13 protein-coding genes and 1 pseudogene are annotated in these 14,139 nt (G+C 73.6%); 6 read left to right on the top strand and 8 right to left on the bottom strand.

Features of this window, described 5'->3' with window-relative positions; genetic code table 11:
* Positions 1 to 542: 542 nt before the first annotated feature.
* Positions 543 to 737 (top strand): annotated as a pseudogene (locus IO29_RS37855) (hypothetical protein); the annotation flags it as partial.
* A gap of 278 nt (positions 738 to 1,015) precedes the next feature.
* Positions 1,016 to 1,390, top strand: coding sequence for an RNA polymerase-binding protein RbpA (locus tag IO29_RS19515; RefSeq protein ID WP_003977404.1), 375 nt, complete (start codon positions 1,016 to 1,018; stop codon positions 1,388 to 1,390).
* Between the two features lie 220 nt (positions 1,391 to 1,610).
* Here IO29_RS19515 and fxsA read toward each other — a convergent pair whose 3' ends face one another.
* The 4 genes from fxsA to IO29_RS19535 all read right to left on the bottom strand — a co-directional run bounded on the left by fxsA (position 1,611) and on the right by IO29_RS19535 (position 5,813).
* The gene (gene fxsA / locus IO29_RS19520) at positions 1,611 to 2,174 is read right to left on the bottom strand and encodes an FxsA family membrane protein (RefSeq protein ID WP_030380811.1); all 564 of its coding nucleotides are present in this window, start codon (positions 2,172 to 2,174) and stop codon (positions 1,611 to 1,613) included.
* 79 nt (positions 2,175 to 2,253) lie between these two features.
* The gene (locus tag IO29_RS19525) at positions 2,254 to 3,096 is read right to left on the bottom strand and encodes a polyprenol monophosphomannose synthase (protein WP_051707781.1); all 843 of its coding nucleotides are present in this window, start codon (positions 3,094 to 3,096) and stop codon (positions 2,254 to 2,256) included.
* Between the two features lie 570 nt (positions 3,097 to 3,666).
* A complete protein-coding gene (locus IO29_RS19530; protein ID WP_030380813.1) occupies positions 3,667 to 5,289 on the bottom strand; it encodes an amidohydrolase in 1,623 nt (540 codons plus the stop codon).
* 83 nt (positions 5,290 to 5,372) lie between these two features.
* On the bottom strand, positions 5,373 to 5,813 hold the full coding sequence (locus IO29_RS19535; protein ID WP_030380814.1) for an Lrp/AsnC family transcriptional regulator: 441 nt from the start codon (positions 5,811 to 5,813) through the stop codon (positions 5,373 to 5,375).
* Between the two features lie 270 nt (positions 5,814 to 6,083).
* On the opposite strand from IO29_RS19535, the gene IO29_RS19540 reads away from it, so the two are divergent.
* On the top strand, positions 6,084 to 6,509 hold the full coding sequence (locus IO29_RS19540) for a hypothetical protein (protein ID WP_030380815.1): 426 nt from the start codon (positions 6,084 to 6,086) through the stop codon (positions 6,507 to 6,509).
* Between the two features lie 64 nt (positions 6,510 to 6,573).
* Here the strand turns inward: IO29_RS19540 and IO29_RS19545 are convergent, their stop codons facing one another.
* The 3 genes from IO29_RS19545 to IO29_RS19550 form a co-directional block, all read right to left on the bottom strand.
* Positions 6,574 to 7,230 (bottom strand): TetR/AcrR family transcriptional regulator, encoded by a 657-nt coding sequence (locus IO29_RS19545; protein ID WP_033226055.1) that lies wholly within the window; start codon positions 7,228 to 7,230, stop codon positions 6,574 to 6,576.
* Between the two features lie 125 nt (positions 7,231 to 7,355).
* Complete coding sequence (locus IO29_RS37860) at positions 7,356 to 7,502, bottom strand: SCO1431 family membrane protein (RefSeq protein WP_106969851.1); 147 nt, start codon at positions 7,500 to 7,502, stop codon at positions 7,356 to 7,358.
* A 148-nt stretch (positions 7,503 to 7,650) separates the two neighbouring features.
* Positions 7,651 to 8,412, bottom strand: a complete 762-nt coding sequence (locus IO29_RS19550; protein WP_030380817.1) for an SDR family oxidoreductase — start codon at positions 8,410 to 8,412, stop codon at positions 7,651 to 7,653.
* 191 nt (positions 8,413 to 8,603) lie between these two features.
* On the opposite strand from IO29_RS19550, the gene IO29_RS19555 reads away from it, so the two are divergent.
* Positions 8,604 to 9,497, top strand: coding sequence for a helix-turn-helix domain-containing protein (locus IO29_RS19555; protein WP_030380818.1), 894 nt, complete (start codon positions 8,604 to 8,606; stop codon positions 9,495 to 9,497).
* Positions 9,498 to 9,523: 26 nt separating this feature from the next.
* Here the strand turns inward: IO29_RS19555 and IO29_RS19560 are convergent, their stop codons facing one another.
* Positions 9,524 to 10,882 (bottom strand): peptidase C39 family protein, encoded by a 1,359-nt coding sequence (locus tag IO29_RS19560; protein ID WP_030380819.1) that lies wholly within the window; start codon positions 10,880 to 10,882, stop codon positions 9,524 to 9,526.
* Between the two features lie 207 nt (positions 10,883 to 11,089).
* On the opposite strand from IO29_RS19560, the gene IO29_RS19565 reads away from it, so the two are divergent.
* Positions 11,090 to 11,746, top strand: a complete 657-nt coding sequence (locus tag IO29_RS19565; protein ID WP_030380820.1) for a uridine kinase family protein — start codon at positions 11,090 to 11,092, stop codon at positions 11,744 to 11,746.
* Positions 11,747 to 12,180: 434 nt separating this feature from the next.
* Positions 12,181 to 14,100 carry an AAA family ATPase gene (locus IO29_RS19570; RefSeq protein ID WP_030380821.1) on the top strand — a complete coding sequence of 640 codons (1,920 nt, stop codon included), beginning with the start codon at positions 12,181 to 12,183 and terminating at the stop codon, positions 14,098 to 14,100.
* Positions 14,101 to 14,139: the final 39 nt, after the last annotated feature.

Genomic DNA, 14,139 nt, shown 5'->3' on the forward strand with positions numbered 1-14,139 from the left:
ACCCCGGGGAACGGGCACGGGGAAGCGAGGGCACGGGTGGACATCGGCACCGTGCGCGTGGCGGCGGCGGTGGTGGCGTTGCGGGGGGAGGAGGGTCCCCTGGTGGACCGTCTCCGCGACGGGGTCGCGCGCGGCGGAGTGAATCGACAGCGGCCCGGCCCGGGCCGGGAGACCCTCTCCCGCTGGGTGACGGCCACGCGCCGGGCGTAACGGTGCGCGGGGGTGCGGACGGCTTTCCCTCGCCCCCGCCGCCCCTACCCTTCCCGTCCCTACAAGGGGCTCCGCCCCTTGGACCCCGGGAGAGTTCGGGTGGGGTGGGGTCGTGTGGGGAGTGCGGGTGGGTGGGGACTTCTCGCGCAGTTCCCCGCGCCCCTAAAAGCAGTGGGGCGCCCCCGGTCTTTCAGGGGCGCGGGGAACTGCGCGACAAGCCACGACACACCCGCACCCGCCGACGAACCCACCCCACCCGAGCTCTCCCGCGCCCCGGGGGCCCTGGGGGCGGAGCCCCCGGATTGAGGACGGGACGGGTAGGGGCGGCGGGGGCCTCGGTCTACGGCTCCGAGGAACTGGGCCTGGGCCAGTCCACCCTCATCGGCGCGGTGCTGCTCGTGCAGGTACTGCGCGACGCGATCATGTCGCTGGTGGTCTTCTTCGTCGCCGGATTCGCCCCGCTCGCCCGGGTTCCGGTGCGGCGGGCGGTGCGGGACGCGGGCAACCCGGTTCCCGACCGGATTTAGCACTCCGGACCAAAGGGCGGTAGTGTACGCGTTTGGCCTGCCAGGCGTACCGTTACTGCGCGTCAGAGAAGACGCGACGCTGGGTGACATCTGCTAGCAGATGTGACAAACCGGGCGCCGTTGGGTACTGCATGGGGAGACAAGGCTGCGGCTACGACGGCGACGCATGACCCGAAACGGGACACGGGACGGGAATCTTTACCGCCGACCGGACGTTGACCGGATGACGACGACAGCGACACCTGTCCTGTGGGCGACAAGCCCGGGAGGCACGATTCATGAGTGAGCGAGCTCTTCGCGGCACGCGCCTCGTGGTGACCAGCTACGAGACGGACCGCGGCATCGACCTGGCCCCGCGCCAGGCCGTGGAGTACGCATGCGAGAAGGGGCATCGTTTCGAGATGCCCTTCTCGGTCGAGGCGGAGATCCCGCCGGAGTGGGAGTGCAAGGTCTGCGGGGCCCAGGCACTCCTGGTGGACGGCGACGGTCCTGAGGAGAAGAAGGCCAAGCCCGCTCGTACGCACTGGGACATGCTGATGGAACGGCGCACCCGCGAGGAACTCGAAGAGGTCCTCGAGGAGCGGCTGGCCGTCCTGCGGTCCGGTGCGATGAATATCGCGGTTCATCCCCGCGACAGCCGCAAGTCCGCGTGATCCCTCCGGGGGTCGGGCGGTAGCACAGCGGACGTCGCGCAAGAGCGAGGGCGCCGTACGTTTCGACGTACGGCGCCCTCGCTCTTGCGCGCGCCGCGCGCCTGGCCGACAGGTGCGGGTGCGTCGTGGTTGTTGCTCGCGCAGTTCCCCGCGCCTAAATAGGGGCGCGGGGAATAAATAGGCGCGCGGGGAACTGCGCGATCTTTTCAGGGGAAACGCGTCAGCCCGTCAGCGGCGGACGGTCGTCGCCGGTGTCGTAGGGGTTGCCGGGGCGGTCATCCCGGATGACCTCGCCCTGGACGACCTTGCCGTCGGGCCGCCGCATCCGGGCCTGTGCGAACGCGTCACCGAGCGGCCCGGGAACCGTCGCCCGCAGCTTGCGGTCCAGCGTGCGCTCGGTGTACGCGCTCACGGCCTTCTGCACCGGCGGCACGAGCAGCAGCAGCCCCACCGCGTCGGAGACGAGACCGGGCAGCATGAGCAGCAGCCCGCCCAGCATCGTCAGCCCGTTCGCCCCACCGCTCTGCGGAGGCGTCCCGCGCTGAAGGGACTCACTGAGGTTCCTGAAGGCCCGGCGTCCGGCCCGCTTGACCACCGCCGCACCGCCCACGAACCCGGCGACCAGCAGCAGGAGGACCGCGAGCCCTCCGGCCGCGTCCGCGACCAGCAGGAGCAGCCAGATCTCCAGCACCAGCCACGCGGCGACACCGAGCGGCAGGAAGGTGCGCAGACGGGAGCGGCGGGGCCGGGCCGGGTATGTGGGACTCGATGCGCCAGACGTCATGGTTCCAGTGTGCCTGGGCCCTGCTCAGAACGGCGTAAGCGAGTGATCGTCCAAGGCGCCCGGCCGGCCGCCCCGGCCGTCAGCCGGAGGACTTCGGCGCCGTACGCCCGGCGCCGTCGGCCGGGGACGGCTTCGGCGCGGTACGCCCCGTCAGTCGCCCGACCCGCTCCCCGACGCCCCAGGAGGTGACCCGCCACAGGGCCTCGACCAGGATGTCGCGGCTCATCTTGGAGTCGCCGAGCTCCCGCTCGACGAAGGTGATGGGCACCTCGACCACGTGGTAGCCGGCCTTGACCGCGCGGCGGGCGAGGTCGACCTGGAAGCAGTAGCCCTGGGAGGCCACCTCGTCGAGGCCGAGGCCCTCCAGGGTCTCGCGGCGGAACGCGCGGTAGCCGCCGGTGATGTCGCGCAGCGGCAGGTCGAGTGCGAGCCGGGAGTAGAGGCTGCCGCCGCGGGAGATGATCTCGCGGGAGCGGGGCCAGTTGACCACGCGGCCGCCGGGCACCCAGCGCGAGCCGAGCACCAGGTCGGCGTTCTTGAGCGCGGTGAGCAGCCGGGGCAGTTCCTCGGGCTGGTGCGAGCCGTCGGCGTCCATCTCGATCAGTACGCCGTAGTCGTGCTCCATGCCCCAGCGGAAGCCCGCGAGGTAGGCGGCGCCGAGCCCTTCCTTGCCCTTGCGGTGCAGCACCTGGACATGGTCGTCCTCGGCGGCCAGTTCGTCGGCCAGCTTGCCCGTGCCGTCGGGGCTGTTGTCGTCGGCCACGAGGACGTGCGCCTCGGGAACGGCCTCGCGCACCCGGCCGACGATGGTCTTGACGTTCTCCGCCTCGTTGTAGGTGGGGATGATCACCAAGGCCGTGCCGAGCGGGCCGAACCGTCTTCCCTGGGCTCCCGCCTCGAGGGTCCCGTCGCCGTCGTTCACTGCAGCCCCTTCATGTCCGTACGCAGGGCACCACCATAGTGGCCACTGCCTGGTAGGACGCGACAGCACGGGCCCACGGGGGTGTCGGCCGGACAGAAAGTGGGTAGGAGTGCGCGCCCATGACTGCCGTCTACCCGCCACAGGCCCCTGTCACGGCTGTCGCGGGCGACGAGATGGGGGCCCGGCGGCCCTTCGGGCCGACCTGGGAACCGCTGGCTGCGGATCGACCGAAAGCCGTTGTCTACTGAGCGGCCGGGCCCCACCCGGGTCACACCTGCCGGCCGGGCACGAAACATTCCCTCGCCGTGGCGCGGACGCTGGGCCTGGCTCCCAGTGGCGGCGCGCCGGCGGCGCACCATCCCTGACCCAGCGGGCTCCGGCGACCTCTCGGACGTTCTCCGGCCGGACGTGGCGGTGGTGGACCCGGCAGAACCTACCGGCCCCCGACGGCTCGCTGTCAACACCCCTCCCAACTGCGGCTTTCGCGCAGCGTCGCAGGTCAGCGGGGAGGAAACGCAGGTCGTGCCACGGCCCGGCGGGGGCCGGGCGGCACCCGGCCGCCCCGGTAGATCACTCGCCCGGCCGTACGAACACCGTCCGTCCGCCCACCACGGTCCGCAGACAGCGCGGCAGGTCCCGGCCGGGGGCGAGGTCGGGCAGGCCGGGGGTGCCGGAGCGCGGGTCGGTGGACCAGCGGGCGACCCGGTCGTCGGGGGCCTGGACGACCAGTTCGTCGGTGCGCCAGACGGCGTAGTCCGCGGGCGCCCCGGGCACCAGGACGCCGACGTCGTCGCGGCCGACGGCCCGCCAGCCGCCGCGGGTGTGCGCGGTGAACGCGGCGCGCACTGAGACGCGGTGCTCCGGGGTGCGGTGGAAGGCGGCCGCGCGGACCGTGCCCCACGGGTCGAGCGGGGTGACGGGGCTGTCGGAGCCGAGCGCGAGCGGCACCCCGGCGCGCAGCAGGGCCGCGAAGGGGTTGAGGGTGCGGGCCCGTTCGGCGCCCAGTCGGCGTGCGTACATGCCGTCCTCGCCGCCCCACAGGGCGTCGAACGCGGGCTGTACGGAGACGGTGAGGCCGAGTTCGGCGAAGGCGGCGACGGTCTCGGGGGTGAGCATCTCGGCGTGTTCGACACGGTGCCGGGCGGCCCGCACGCGGGCGAGGCCGACCTTCTCGGCGGCGGCGCGGACGCCCTCGACCACCGTGGTGACGGCGGCGTCGCCGATGGCGTGGAACCCGGCCTGGATCCCCGCCTCGGTGCAGGCGACGACGTGTGCGGTGACGTCGGCGGCGTCCAGGCGGGCGGTGCCGGTGTGGGCGGCGTCGGCGTACGGCTCGTGCAGGCAGGCGGTGTGCGAGCCGAGGGCGCCGTCGACGAAGAGGTCGCCCGCGGCGCCGGCCGCGCCCAGTTCGCGCGCGCTGGCCACGCCCGCGTCGCCCTGCTCGGCCCAGTAGCCGACCACGCGGGGGCCGGGCTCCTCGGCGGCGAGCCGGAGCAGTCCGGTGAAGTCGTCCTCGGAGGAGATGTCCGGGCCGCCGCACTCGTGGACCGAGCCGATGCCGAGCGAGGCCGCGTGCGCGAGCGCGGCGCGCTGGGCCTCTTCGCGCTGGGCAGGGGTGAGCGCGCCGAGGGCGACGGCGCGGACGGCGTGGTGGGCGTCGCCGGTCAGCGGGCCGTCGTCGTACCCGGCCAGGCCGGTGACGCCGGGGGTCAGGTCGAGCAGGGCGGTGGTGACGACCGCGGAGTGGACGTCGATGCGGGAGAGGTAGAGCGGACGGCCGCCGGTGGCCTCGTCGAGTTCGGCGCGGGCCGGGGGCCGGCCATCGGGCCAGCGGGCCGCGTCCCAGCCGTGGCCGAGCAGGACCCGGTCGGCGGGGCGGGCGGCGGCGAAGTCGCGGACCAGGGCGAGGGCCGCCTCGCGCGTCGGCGCGGCGGAGAGGTCGAGTCCGGTGAGCGCGAGGCCGGTGGCGGTGGTGTGCACATGTGCGTCGGTGAACGCGGGGGTGACGAGTGCGCCGTCGAGGTCGATCACCTCGTCGATGCCGTCCGCGAAGGCGTCGGCGGCACCCTCGGAACCGACCCAGGCGACCCGGCCGCGTTCGACGACCATCGCGGTCGCGAACGGGTCGGCGGGGCTGTGGACCTCGCCGCGGCGGAGGAGGACGGTCTGCGGGTCGGGGGTGCGCTCACTCATGCGTAACAGTGTCGCGCGGCCGCCGGACGCGGCCGACCGCGGGTGGCCGTCGGAGACGTCCGACCACTGCGGACGGCGCCGGGTCAGATGCGGGGCGGGCGGGCCTCGTACGGCGTCGACAGGACGACCGTGGTGCGCGTGGAGACGCCGGCCAGGGTGCGCACGCGGGCCAGCAGCTCCTCCAGCTCGTGCGGAGTCGCCACCCGGACCTTGAGGATGTAGTTCTCGTCCCCCGCCACGCTGTGGCACGCCTCGATCTCGGGGACGCCGGCCAGCCGGTCCGCGATGTCGTCGGGGGCGCTGGGGTCGAACGGTTTCACGGAGATGAAGGCGGTCATCGGCAGCCCCACCGCCTCCGCCTCGACGACGGCGGCGTAGCCGCGGATGACACCGCGCTGCTCCAGCCGGCGCACGCGCTGGTGCACGGCCGACGTGGACAGGCCCGTGGCCTTGCCCAGGTCGGTGTAGCTCATCCGCCCGTCCTTGACGAGCAGCTGCACGATCTGTCGGTCCAGCTCCTCCATGGCGCAAGAACCTACAGTGCCGCGGATCACCCGGGACAGCTCGGCGACGCAGGTCATGTCCGGTTCGTGACCTGACGTGGTCCGGTACGCGCGGACGGGCGTGTCCCGTACGGCACCTCGTACGGCACCTGCGGGCGGCATGTGACGAACGCCACAGTGTCCGAACAGGCTTCGTGATGTCCTCGTGATTACCCACCGGGCGGGGCGGGAAGTGCTTGCTGTGGTCGAGGCCGCAGTGCCTGATCGGCCCAGCCCTAGGGGGAGAATCCCATGCAGAGTGTGAAGCGCCCTGGCCGCTCCGTGCCCAAGCGGCTCAAGCCGGTGGTGGAGCCCGAGCCGGAGGGCGTCGAACCGGACGACGAGTTCGACGCCTACGACACGTTCGAGATGTACCGGGTGATCTGCCCGGACTGCGCGCAGCCGATCGCGCTCCTCGCGGACGAGGAGGTGCTGCCCGAGCACGCGCTGTGCGCGTCGCCGTGGAACCCGTTCGGTCTCACGGTGTGCGCGGGCACGGGCCGCCCGGCGGACGAGGCCCGCCCCGCCGACGAGTCGCTGACGCCCCAGCAGCAGGAGACGGGTCTGCTCCTGACCCTGCCCCAGGGCCTGGACTGGCGCACCCAGCCCTTCTCCCACGTGGGCGGCCCCGGCTCCCGCCCCATCCGCGTCCCCACCATGCGCCAAGCGGCGGCCTGACCCGGCCGTACGACCACTGGGGGCGGAGCCGCTCGCGTCGGTCGAGGCCCGGCGCCCGGGGAATCTACCCCCGCCGCGCCGCCGCCGGCGCGGGGTACGCCGGGTCCAGTTCCTCGATCGCCCGCAGGGTCCCCCCGAGCATCTTCACCAGCAGCTCCCGCACGGTGTCCCGGGACAGCTCGGGGCGGCCGATCCAGTCGAGGGTCGTCCCCTCCACGCTGCACAGCCAGGCCAGCAGCCCCATCCGCGCCAGCGGGGCGATCCGGCGGCGACCGTACGCCCCTTCGGCGATCGCCTCGATCATCGCCTCGCGCACCCCGTCCCGGATCTCCTGCACCTCGGTGTCGAACCCGACACCGCCGCTGACGATCGCGCGGTACGCGGCCTGGTTGTGCTCGGCGTAGCGGAGGTAGCCGTCGATGGTGCGGTGCACCCGTTGCGCGGGCGGCAGTTCCCGCCCCTCGGCGGCGCGCGTGACCAGTCCGGCAACCGAGTCCTCGATGATCGCCAGGTAGTAGCCGCGCTTGGACTGGAAGTAGTAGTAGATCAGCCCCTTGGCCACCTGCGCGTGGCGGGCGATGTCGTCCATCGAGAGCGCGTCGTAGGACCTGTCGGAGAACAACGCCCGTCCGACGGCGATGAGTTCGGCGCGGCGTGCCACGGAGCGGTCGGTCCCGCGCGCCCGGGGGCGCGCGGTGTCACGCTGCTGACTGTGCGTCAATTTCGGCCCATGTCTGAAGCGGTCGGGCGGGACAGCGGCAGTATGGCAGAGCCACACCGCCCGCATGTTCGACTCCGATCACCGGACCGCGCCCGGGGCCCTGTCCCTCGGGGCGCGCCCTCACCTCACAGCAGGCCGAGCTGCGTGACGAGCATCGCGAGGACGACGACGAGGGTCCAGCCGAGGACGTGCTCCAGGTACGGGGTGCCGTCGTCCTTCGGCCCGCCGGTGCGGGCGCGCGGACGTGCGGTGGTGGCAGACAGTGCGGTCATGGCTTCTCGCTGGTCCTCGTCGTGCGGCGGATCTGGGCTCCCCCCACCGTGCTGTCCACCTTGCCACCGGATGCGGCGGGCGCGGCCGAGAGCTTGCTCACAGGCCCCCGGCCCGGCCGTCCGCCCCACCGGCACCCGGGGCGTGCGGTCAGCCCTGCCGGCCGGGGAGCATGGCCAGCGCCCGGGAGCGCTGGGCGACGAGGCCGTCGTACGTACCGTCGCGCTCGGCCCAGCGATGCCCGAGGACGCCCTTGACGAGGATCTCGCGGGGCGTGGGCTCCTGTGACAGCAGCTCCATGACCTCGCTCGCGAAGTCGTCGAGCGGCAGCGCGTGCGGGTTCACCTTCTCCTGGCCCGCCGTGGCGACGGCCGGCGGGACGAGTTCGACGACGTCGACCCCGGTGCCGTCGAGCTGCGCGCGCAGCGCCTCCGAGTAGGCGTGCACCGCGGCCTTCGAGGCGGCGTAGCTGGGCATCGGCGGGAAGGGCAGGAACGCGATGCCGGAGGTGACGGTGACGAAGGTGCCGGCGCCGCGCCCGACCAGGTGCGGGGTGAAGGCGTCGAGGACGCGGACGGTGCCGAGGAGGTTGGTGTCGACCGTCGTCCGGGCGGTCTCGAAGTGCGCGGGGTCGCGCAGGTCCTCCAGGAGCATGACGCCGGACATCGTCACCACGGTGTCGAGGCCGGGGTACCGGGCGAGCACGGCGTCCCGGGCCGCGGCGACGGAGGCGTCGTCGGTGACGTCCACGCTGACCGTGCCGAAGCCCTGCCCTTCGAGTTCCGCGAGTGCGCGCGGGTCACGCCCTGCGACGGCCACGGTGCTGCCCGCCGCGGCGAACCGGCGGGCCAGCTCGCGCCCGATGCCGGAGGTGCCGCCGACGACGAGGACGGTGCGGTTGGTCAGATCCACGGGATCTTCCCTTCGTACGGGCGCCGCCGGTGTGCGGTCCGGCGGCGCGGACGGTGAGGAACGGCCGTCCGTCCCGGACGGGCGGCACGACGGCAGTCTTCGCGACCCGCGCCGAAGGGGGCAGTGCCCCGGTGTTCCCTGGTCCTGACAGGGCCCCCTTCGCGGCCCGGGATCCGCATTACCGTGGCGGTATGAAGGACGAGGAATCCGGCAACCGGCTCGGTGACTACCTCCGCGCCCGGCGCGAGCTGGTCTCCCCGGCGCAGGCGGGGCTGCCGCCCGGCGGCAACCGGCGGGTGCCCGGGCTGCGCCGCGAGGAGGTCGCCCTGCTCGCCGGGATCAGCCCGGACTACTACCTGCGCCTTGAGCGGGGCCGGGACCGGAACCCGTCCTCCCAGGTCCTCTCCTCGCTCGCGCGCGTCCTGCGGCTCGACGACGTGGAGCGGACGTATCTGCTCGGCCTCGCGGCCGCCCGCCCCCGCGCGTCACGCGCCAGGCGGCCCGAGCGGGTACCGGCGCGGCTGCACGAACTGCTCGCCCATCTGACGGTCCCGGCGTTCGTCGAGGGGCGCGCCTTCGACGTCCTGGCCGCCAACCAGATGGCCGTCGCGCTCTCCCCCCGGCTGCGGCCCGGCGAGAACCGGCTGCGCTCGCTGCTGCTGGACCCCGAGGAACAGGCCTTCCACCAGGACTGGCAGCGGGCCACCGCCGATTTCGTCGCCGCCCTGCGCAGCACCATCGGGGACGACACCGACAACCCCCGGTTCGTGGAACTCGTCGGGGAGCTGGCGCTGTCCAGCCAGCGGTTCCGCACCCTGTGGGCCCGGCACGACGTCCGCGTCCTCGACGGCGGCACGGTCACCGTCAACCACCCGGCCGTCGGCGAACTGCGTCTGCACCGCGACAAACTGCCCGTCGGCGGGGTCATCCTCGTCGTCTACTACCCGGACAGGAACAGCGACAGCGACGAGAAGCTGCGGCTCCTCGCCGCGCTGTCACAGACGGAGCAGACCGAGCAGACCGAGCAGACCGAGCAGACCGGCACGGAATCGGTCGGCACGGCGCCCGCCGACCCGGCGCCGTAGCACGCCGGGTCGTGCGGCGGCCCGGGTCACCGCACCCCGACGCTCTCCAGCGCGCGCCTGACGCCCGGCGTCGGGCCGGCCGGGAAGTACAGGTAGCACACCCCGCCCGAACCGCTCTTGACCTGGCCGTTCGCGTCGTAGCGCTTGGTGCGCAGCCAGATGTTCTCGAACTCGCGGCGCCGGTAGACGCGCCGCACCTCCGCGTCGCTCGGCGCGGCGGGGTCGTGGGCGACGACGTCGCCGTCGGCGGTGAAGGCGGTCACGGTCATCAGGTGCCCGGAGGTGCCGTAGCCCGCGCCCGTCAGCTCCTCCTTGAGGAAGGACTGCGAGGTGATGACCGGGATGCCCGCGGCGACCAGCGTCTCCACGTCGGTGAGCGAGGCCAGCCGGGTCACCACGCCCTGCATGTCCTGGTAGGTGGCCGCGTAGGCCGCGTTGAAGGGCCAGTTGCCGCAGCCCTCGTACTGGTAGTCGAAGGTGTACCGGGCCGCGTGGCAGACCTGGGGGTCGGCGTACGACGGGTCCACCCAGGCCAGTTGCGCGGCGGTGGGCCGGCGGCCCCAGTACTCGACGATCATCTGGGAGGAGGTGGGGCTGCACCAGGCCTCGCCGCCGTTGTCGTACTGCGGGTACTGGCCCTTGTGGATCTCCTGCGAGTAGCTCGGGACCCGGAGTTCGTGGGCGGCGCCGGGGGTGGAGGCCGGGACCGTGAAGCGGTCGGGGACGTCGGAGCCCATGGCGCCCGCCCGCCATACGGTGGGCGTCCTCCGGGTGCCGGGGGCGCGGTACAGGGTGAGGCGCAGCCGGTAGGAGGCGAGCCGGAGTCCGCTCGCGGCGTCGTCGAGGGCGAGGGTGTCGGTCCAGACACTGCTCCTGCCGTCGCTCTGGTCGTCGACGGAGGTGCGGCGGATGTCCTCGTCGCCGGCGGCCCAGCGGCCCATGACGTACCAGGGCGTGTCGGTGCCGTCGGAGTAGCGGGCCGACAGCTCGGTCTGGATCCAGGTGCCGGCCGGGGTGTGCGCGTTCCAGGAGGCGATGACCTCGGTGGCGGGCACGGAGAGGGTGTGGGCCGGGGAGGTCCAGGTGGCGTACTCCCAGGTGGAGGTCCGGCCGGTGTGCGGGTCGGCGTAGTCGGTGCGGCCGGCCGGGGTGTCGAGCACCAGGCCGGGGCGGGTGCCGGGGACGGCTCGGGTGCCCCTGGCGGTGCCGGAGCGCCAGTCGGTGTGGGAGGTCCAGGCGTGATAGTCCACGGTGGGTGCGGGCTTCCTCCTCGTCGGCCGGTCGGCGGGTGTGGCGGCGGCCGCGGGGATCGCGGTGCCGGCCGCGGCGGCGGCCACCGCGGCGGTGAGGAGGGTGCGGCGGGAGGGCTGGGATGGGCTGGGCATGTGTGTGTACCCCCGAGTGTCCTGTGTCCTTGCGCGGCGGTCGGACGCGAGTGGGCCAACTATGGCCGCCGGAGGCGGACGCCTGCCAGCATCCCGACGCTTCGGCGCGCCACCACTATTGGTCTCGACCACTGGCGTGCGCCGGGGAACGGGAACCTAGGATGCCGCTGTCGGCCCTGCCCCTCCTCGTCGCTCAGGACTCCTCGCGTGGAACTCGCCCTTCAGCAGCTCGCCTCCTCCGTGCGGCAGGCGCCGCCGTCGTGCGGGGACGTGCGGCTCGTCGCCATCGACGGGCACGCGGGGTCCGGGAAGAGCACGTGCGCGGGGCGGCTCGCGGGGGCGCTGGGCGGCGCGCCCGTGCTGCGTCTCGACGACGTCGCCACGCACGAGGAGCTGTTCGACTGGACGGAGCGGCTGCTGCGCGAGGTCGTCGCACCGCTGCGCCGGGGGCAGACGGCGCACTACCGCCCGTACGACTGGCGTGCGCGGCGCTTCGGTCCGGCGCGTGCGCTGCCGCCCGCGCCCGTGGTGCTGGTCGAGGGGGTCGGCGCCGGTCGGCGGGCCCTGCGCCCGCATCTGGCGCGGCTGCTGTGGATGGAGGTGCCGGCCGAGGAGGCCTGGCGGGCCGGGCGGGAGCGGGACGGGGAGGAGCAGCGGGAGTTCTGGGACGGCTGGGTCCGGGCGGAGCGCCGGCACTTCGCGCGGGATCCGTCGCGGCCCTTCGCCGATCTGCTGGTGCGGCGGGTGCGCGGCGGGGATCCGGACGGATCCGACGGCGGATATCTGGTGCTGCCGGGGCCGGCGGGCACGGCTGTGACGGGTGGTTCCCTCACTGAGGGTGACGGTCCGTCAGCGGTGTGCTGAATTCGTGAAGTCCCTGCTCATCCGCGTGCGCCGGCGCCCCTCTCCGGCTTGACCGGGGGACCGTGGACGTCCTACGTTTTCAATGTGCGGTGCACCGAAGCCGCCCTCCCGCGCGAAGCCCCCGGTTGTTCCCCCGTGACCGGGGGCTTCGTTCCGCCCTCCGCCTCCTGCCGCGTTCCTTTCGCGTGCCGAGCGCGGCGATGCGCTCACTCAGGGTCACCGATTCGTGTGCGCCCCCGTGCTCCCACCTCGTCCAACAGGTCGGACGGCACCCTTCGGCGGGCGGCTGCCCCGCAGGTACGATGCCCTCGGCGTGACCGGGGTCTGCCTGGTCGCACCGCTGCAACTCCGGTCCGCGGTACAGCGGTTCGAGGACTGCCGGCGGGCAACGGCCCGGCGGTGAACCATCGGGGGCACGGTTTGTGGGGGACGTGATGGACTTCGGCACGCAGGGCCCCGAGGCTCCGGCCGACCTCGCCTGGCTGCGGGGGGTGGACGCCTACACGATGGGCGCCTATCCGCAGGCCGAGGAGGAGTTCCGGGCCGCGGTACGGATGGACCCCGGGATGGCGGACGGCTGGCTCGGGCTGCACGCGCTCCGCGTCGACACGACGACCGCCCTGCTGCGGATGTTCCATCACCGCGAGCGCTTCGGGGAGCAGCGGGCACGGCACCGTCGCACCTTCAACTCCTGGTACTGGCTGGGCTGGTGGGTGCAGCCGGTGCTGGAGAGCCCGCGCGATCTGCTGTTGGCGCACGCCTCGCACTGGCTGGACGGCAGGCATGTGCCGGAGCTGGACCGGGCGCTCGCGGGGCTGCCGCCGGTCGACACCGACGCCCAGGTCCGCTTCCTGCATGCCTGCCGGGCCTATCTGGTCAAGGACTGGGAGCAGTTGGTCCGGCACACCGATCCGCTGATCGACGACACCCTGCTCGGCATCGAGGCGGGGCTGTTCGGCGGCATGGCCCGGGTGCGGCTGGAGATGTTCGGGCAGGCGGAGCCGCTGCTGTCGGCCGCGCTGATGCGGTGCCGCAGCGAGCAGCCGCAGCGCAAGGAGCTGCGGTACTGGCTGGCGCGGGCGCACGAGGGCACGGGCCGCTCGGCGGCCGCGCTGCCCCTGTACCGGGCGGTGCACCGGGTGGATCCGGCGTTCATGGACACCTCCGCCCGGCTCGCGGCGATCGCGGAGGGGGACGGGTACGACGACGCGGCCGGTCTCGCGGCGGTCAGCCTGGCCGGGATCGGCCAGGACCTGCTGGACGGCCCGGACGGTCTCGACGGCGTCGATCCGCTGTTCGGCGCGGGCGCGGAGGGGCGGGATCTGCGGGTCTCCCCCGAACCGGAGCCGACGAGCGGCCCCGGCGGTCCGGTGGACCCGGTGGGTCCGGTGGGCCCCGTCGTCGCGGCGCCGGCCGCCGACGCGGCCCGGGAGCGGACCCCCGGGACGGGCTCGCCGCTGCCGGCCGGGCCCACCGACCCCGCGCTGCTCGAACAGGCGCTCGCGGAGCTGGAGCGGATGGTCGGGCTGGAGCCGGTCAAGCGCCAGGTCAAGGCGTTGTCGGCGCAGCTCAACATGGCCCGGCTGCGGGCCGGTCAGGGGCTGCCCGTGCAGCCGCCCAAGCGGCACTTCGTCTTCTCCGGCCCCTCCGGCACCGGCAAGACGACGGTGGCGCGCATCCTCGGCCGGGTGTTCTACGCGCTCGGGCTGCTCGGCGGCGACCATCTGGTGGAGGCCCAGCGGGCCGACCTGGTGGGCGAGTATCTGGGCCAGACGGCCGTGAAGGCCAACGAGCTGATCGACTCGGCGATCGGCGGCGTCCTCTTCGTCGACGAGGCGTACGCCCTGTCCAACTCCGGGTACGGCAAGGGCGACGCGTACGGCGACGAGGCGCTGCAAGTGCTGCTGAAGCGGGCCGAGGACAACCGGGACCATCTGGTGGTGATCCTCGCCGGGTACCCCGAGGGCATGGACCGGCTGCTGGCCGCCAACCCCGGGCTGTCCTCGCGGTTCACCACGCGGGTGGACTTCCCCTCGTACCGGCCGCTGGAGCTGACGTCCATCGGGGAGGTGCTGGCCGGGGAGAACGGTGACGTGTGGGACGAGGAGGCGCTGGACGAGCTGCGCTCGATCGCCGGGCACGTCGTCGACCAGGGGTGGATCGACGAGCTGGGCAACGGGCGGTTCCTGCGCACGCTGTACGAGAAGAGCTGTGCCTACCGCGACCTGCGGCTGACCACGTATCCCGGGACGCTGTCCCGGGACGACCTCGCCACGCTGCGGCTGCCGGATCTGATGCAGGCGTACGGGGAGGTGCTGTCCGGGCGGAGCCCGCAGGACCCGTCCGCGCTGTAGCCGGCGGCGGGAGCGGGGACCGCGGGAACCGTCCGCGCT

It is taken from the genome of Streptomyces sp. NRRL F-6676, assembly GCF_000725625.1.
Classification (GTDB): Bacteria; Actinomycetota; Actinomycetes; order Streptomycetales; family Streptomycetaceae; genus Streptomyces.

Coding starts and splice junctions, on each gene's coding strand:
- IO29_RS19515 (WP_003977404.1), top strand. CDS start 1,016: ATGAGTGAGCGAGCTCTTCGCGGCACGCGCCTCGTGGTGACCAGCTAC.
- fxsA (WP_030380811.1), bottom strand. CDS start 2,174: ATGACGTCTGGCGCATCGAGTCCCACATACCCGGCCCGGCCCCGCCGC.
- IO29_RS19530 (WP_030380813.1), bottom strand. CDS start 5,289: ATGAGTGAGCGCACCCCCGACCCGCAGACCGTCCTCCTCCGCCGCGGC.
- IO29_RS19535 (WP_030380814.1), bottom strand. CDS start 5,813: ATGGAGGAGCTGGACCGACAGATCGTGCAGCTGCTCGTCAAGGACGGG.
- IO29_RS19540 (WP_030380815.1), top strand. CDS start 6,084: ATGCAGAGTGTGAAGCGCCCTGGCCGCTCCGTGCCCAAGCGGCTCAAG.
- IO29_RS37860 (WP_106969851.1), bottom strand. CDS start 7,502: ATGACCGCACTGTCTGCCACCACCGCACGTCCGCGCGCCCGCACCGGC.
- IO29_RS19555 (WP_030380818.1), top strand. CDS start 8,604: ATGAAGGACGAGGAATCCGGCAACCGGCTCGGTGACTACCTCCGCGCC.
- IO29_RS19560 (WP_030380819.1), bottom strand. CDS start 10,882: ATGCCCAGCCCATCCCAGCCCTCCCGCCGCACCCTCCTCACCGCCGCG.
- IO29_RS19570 (WP_030380821.1), top strand. CDS start 12,181: ATGGACTTCGGCACGCAGGGCCCCGAGGCTCCGGCCGACCTCGCCTGG.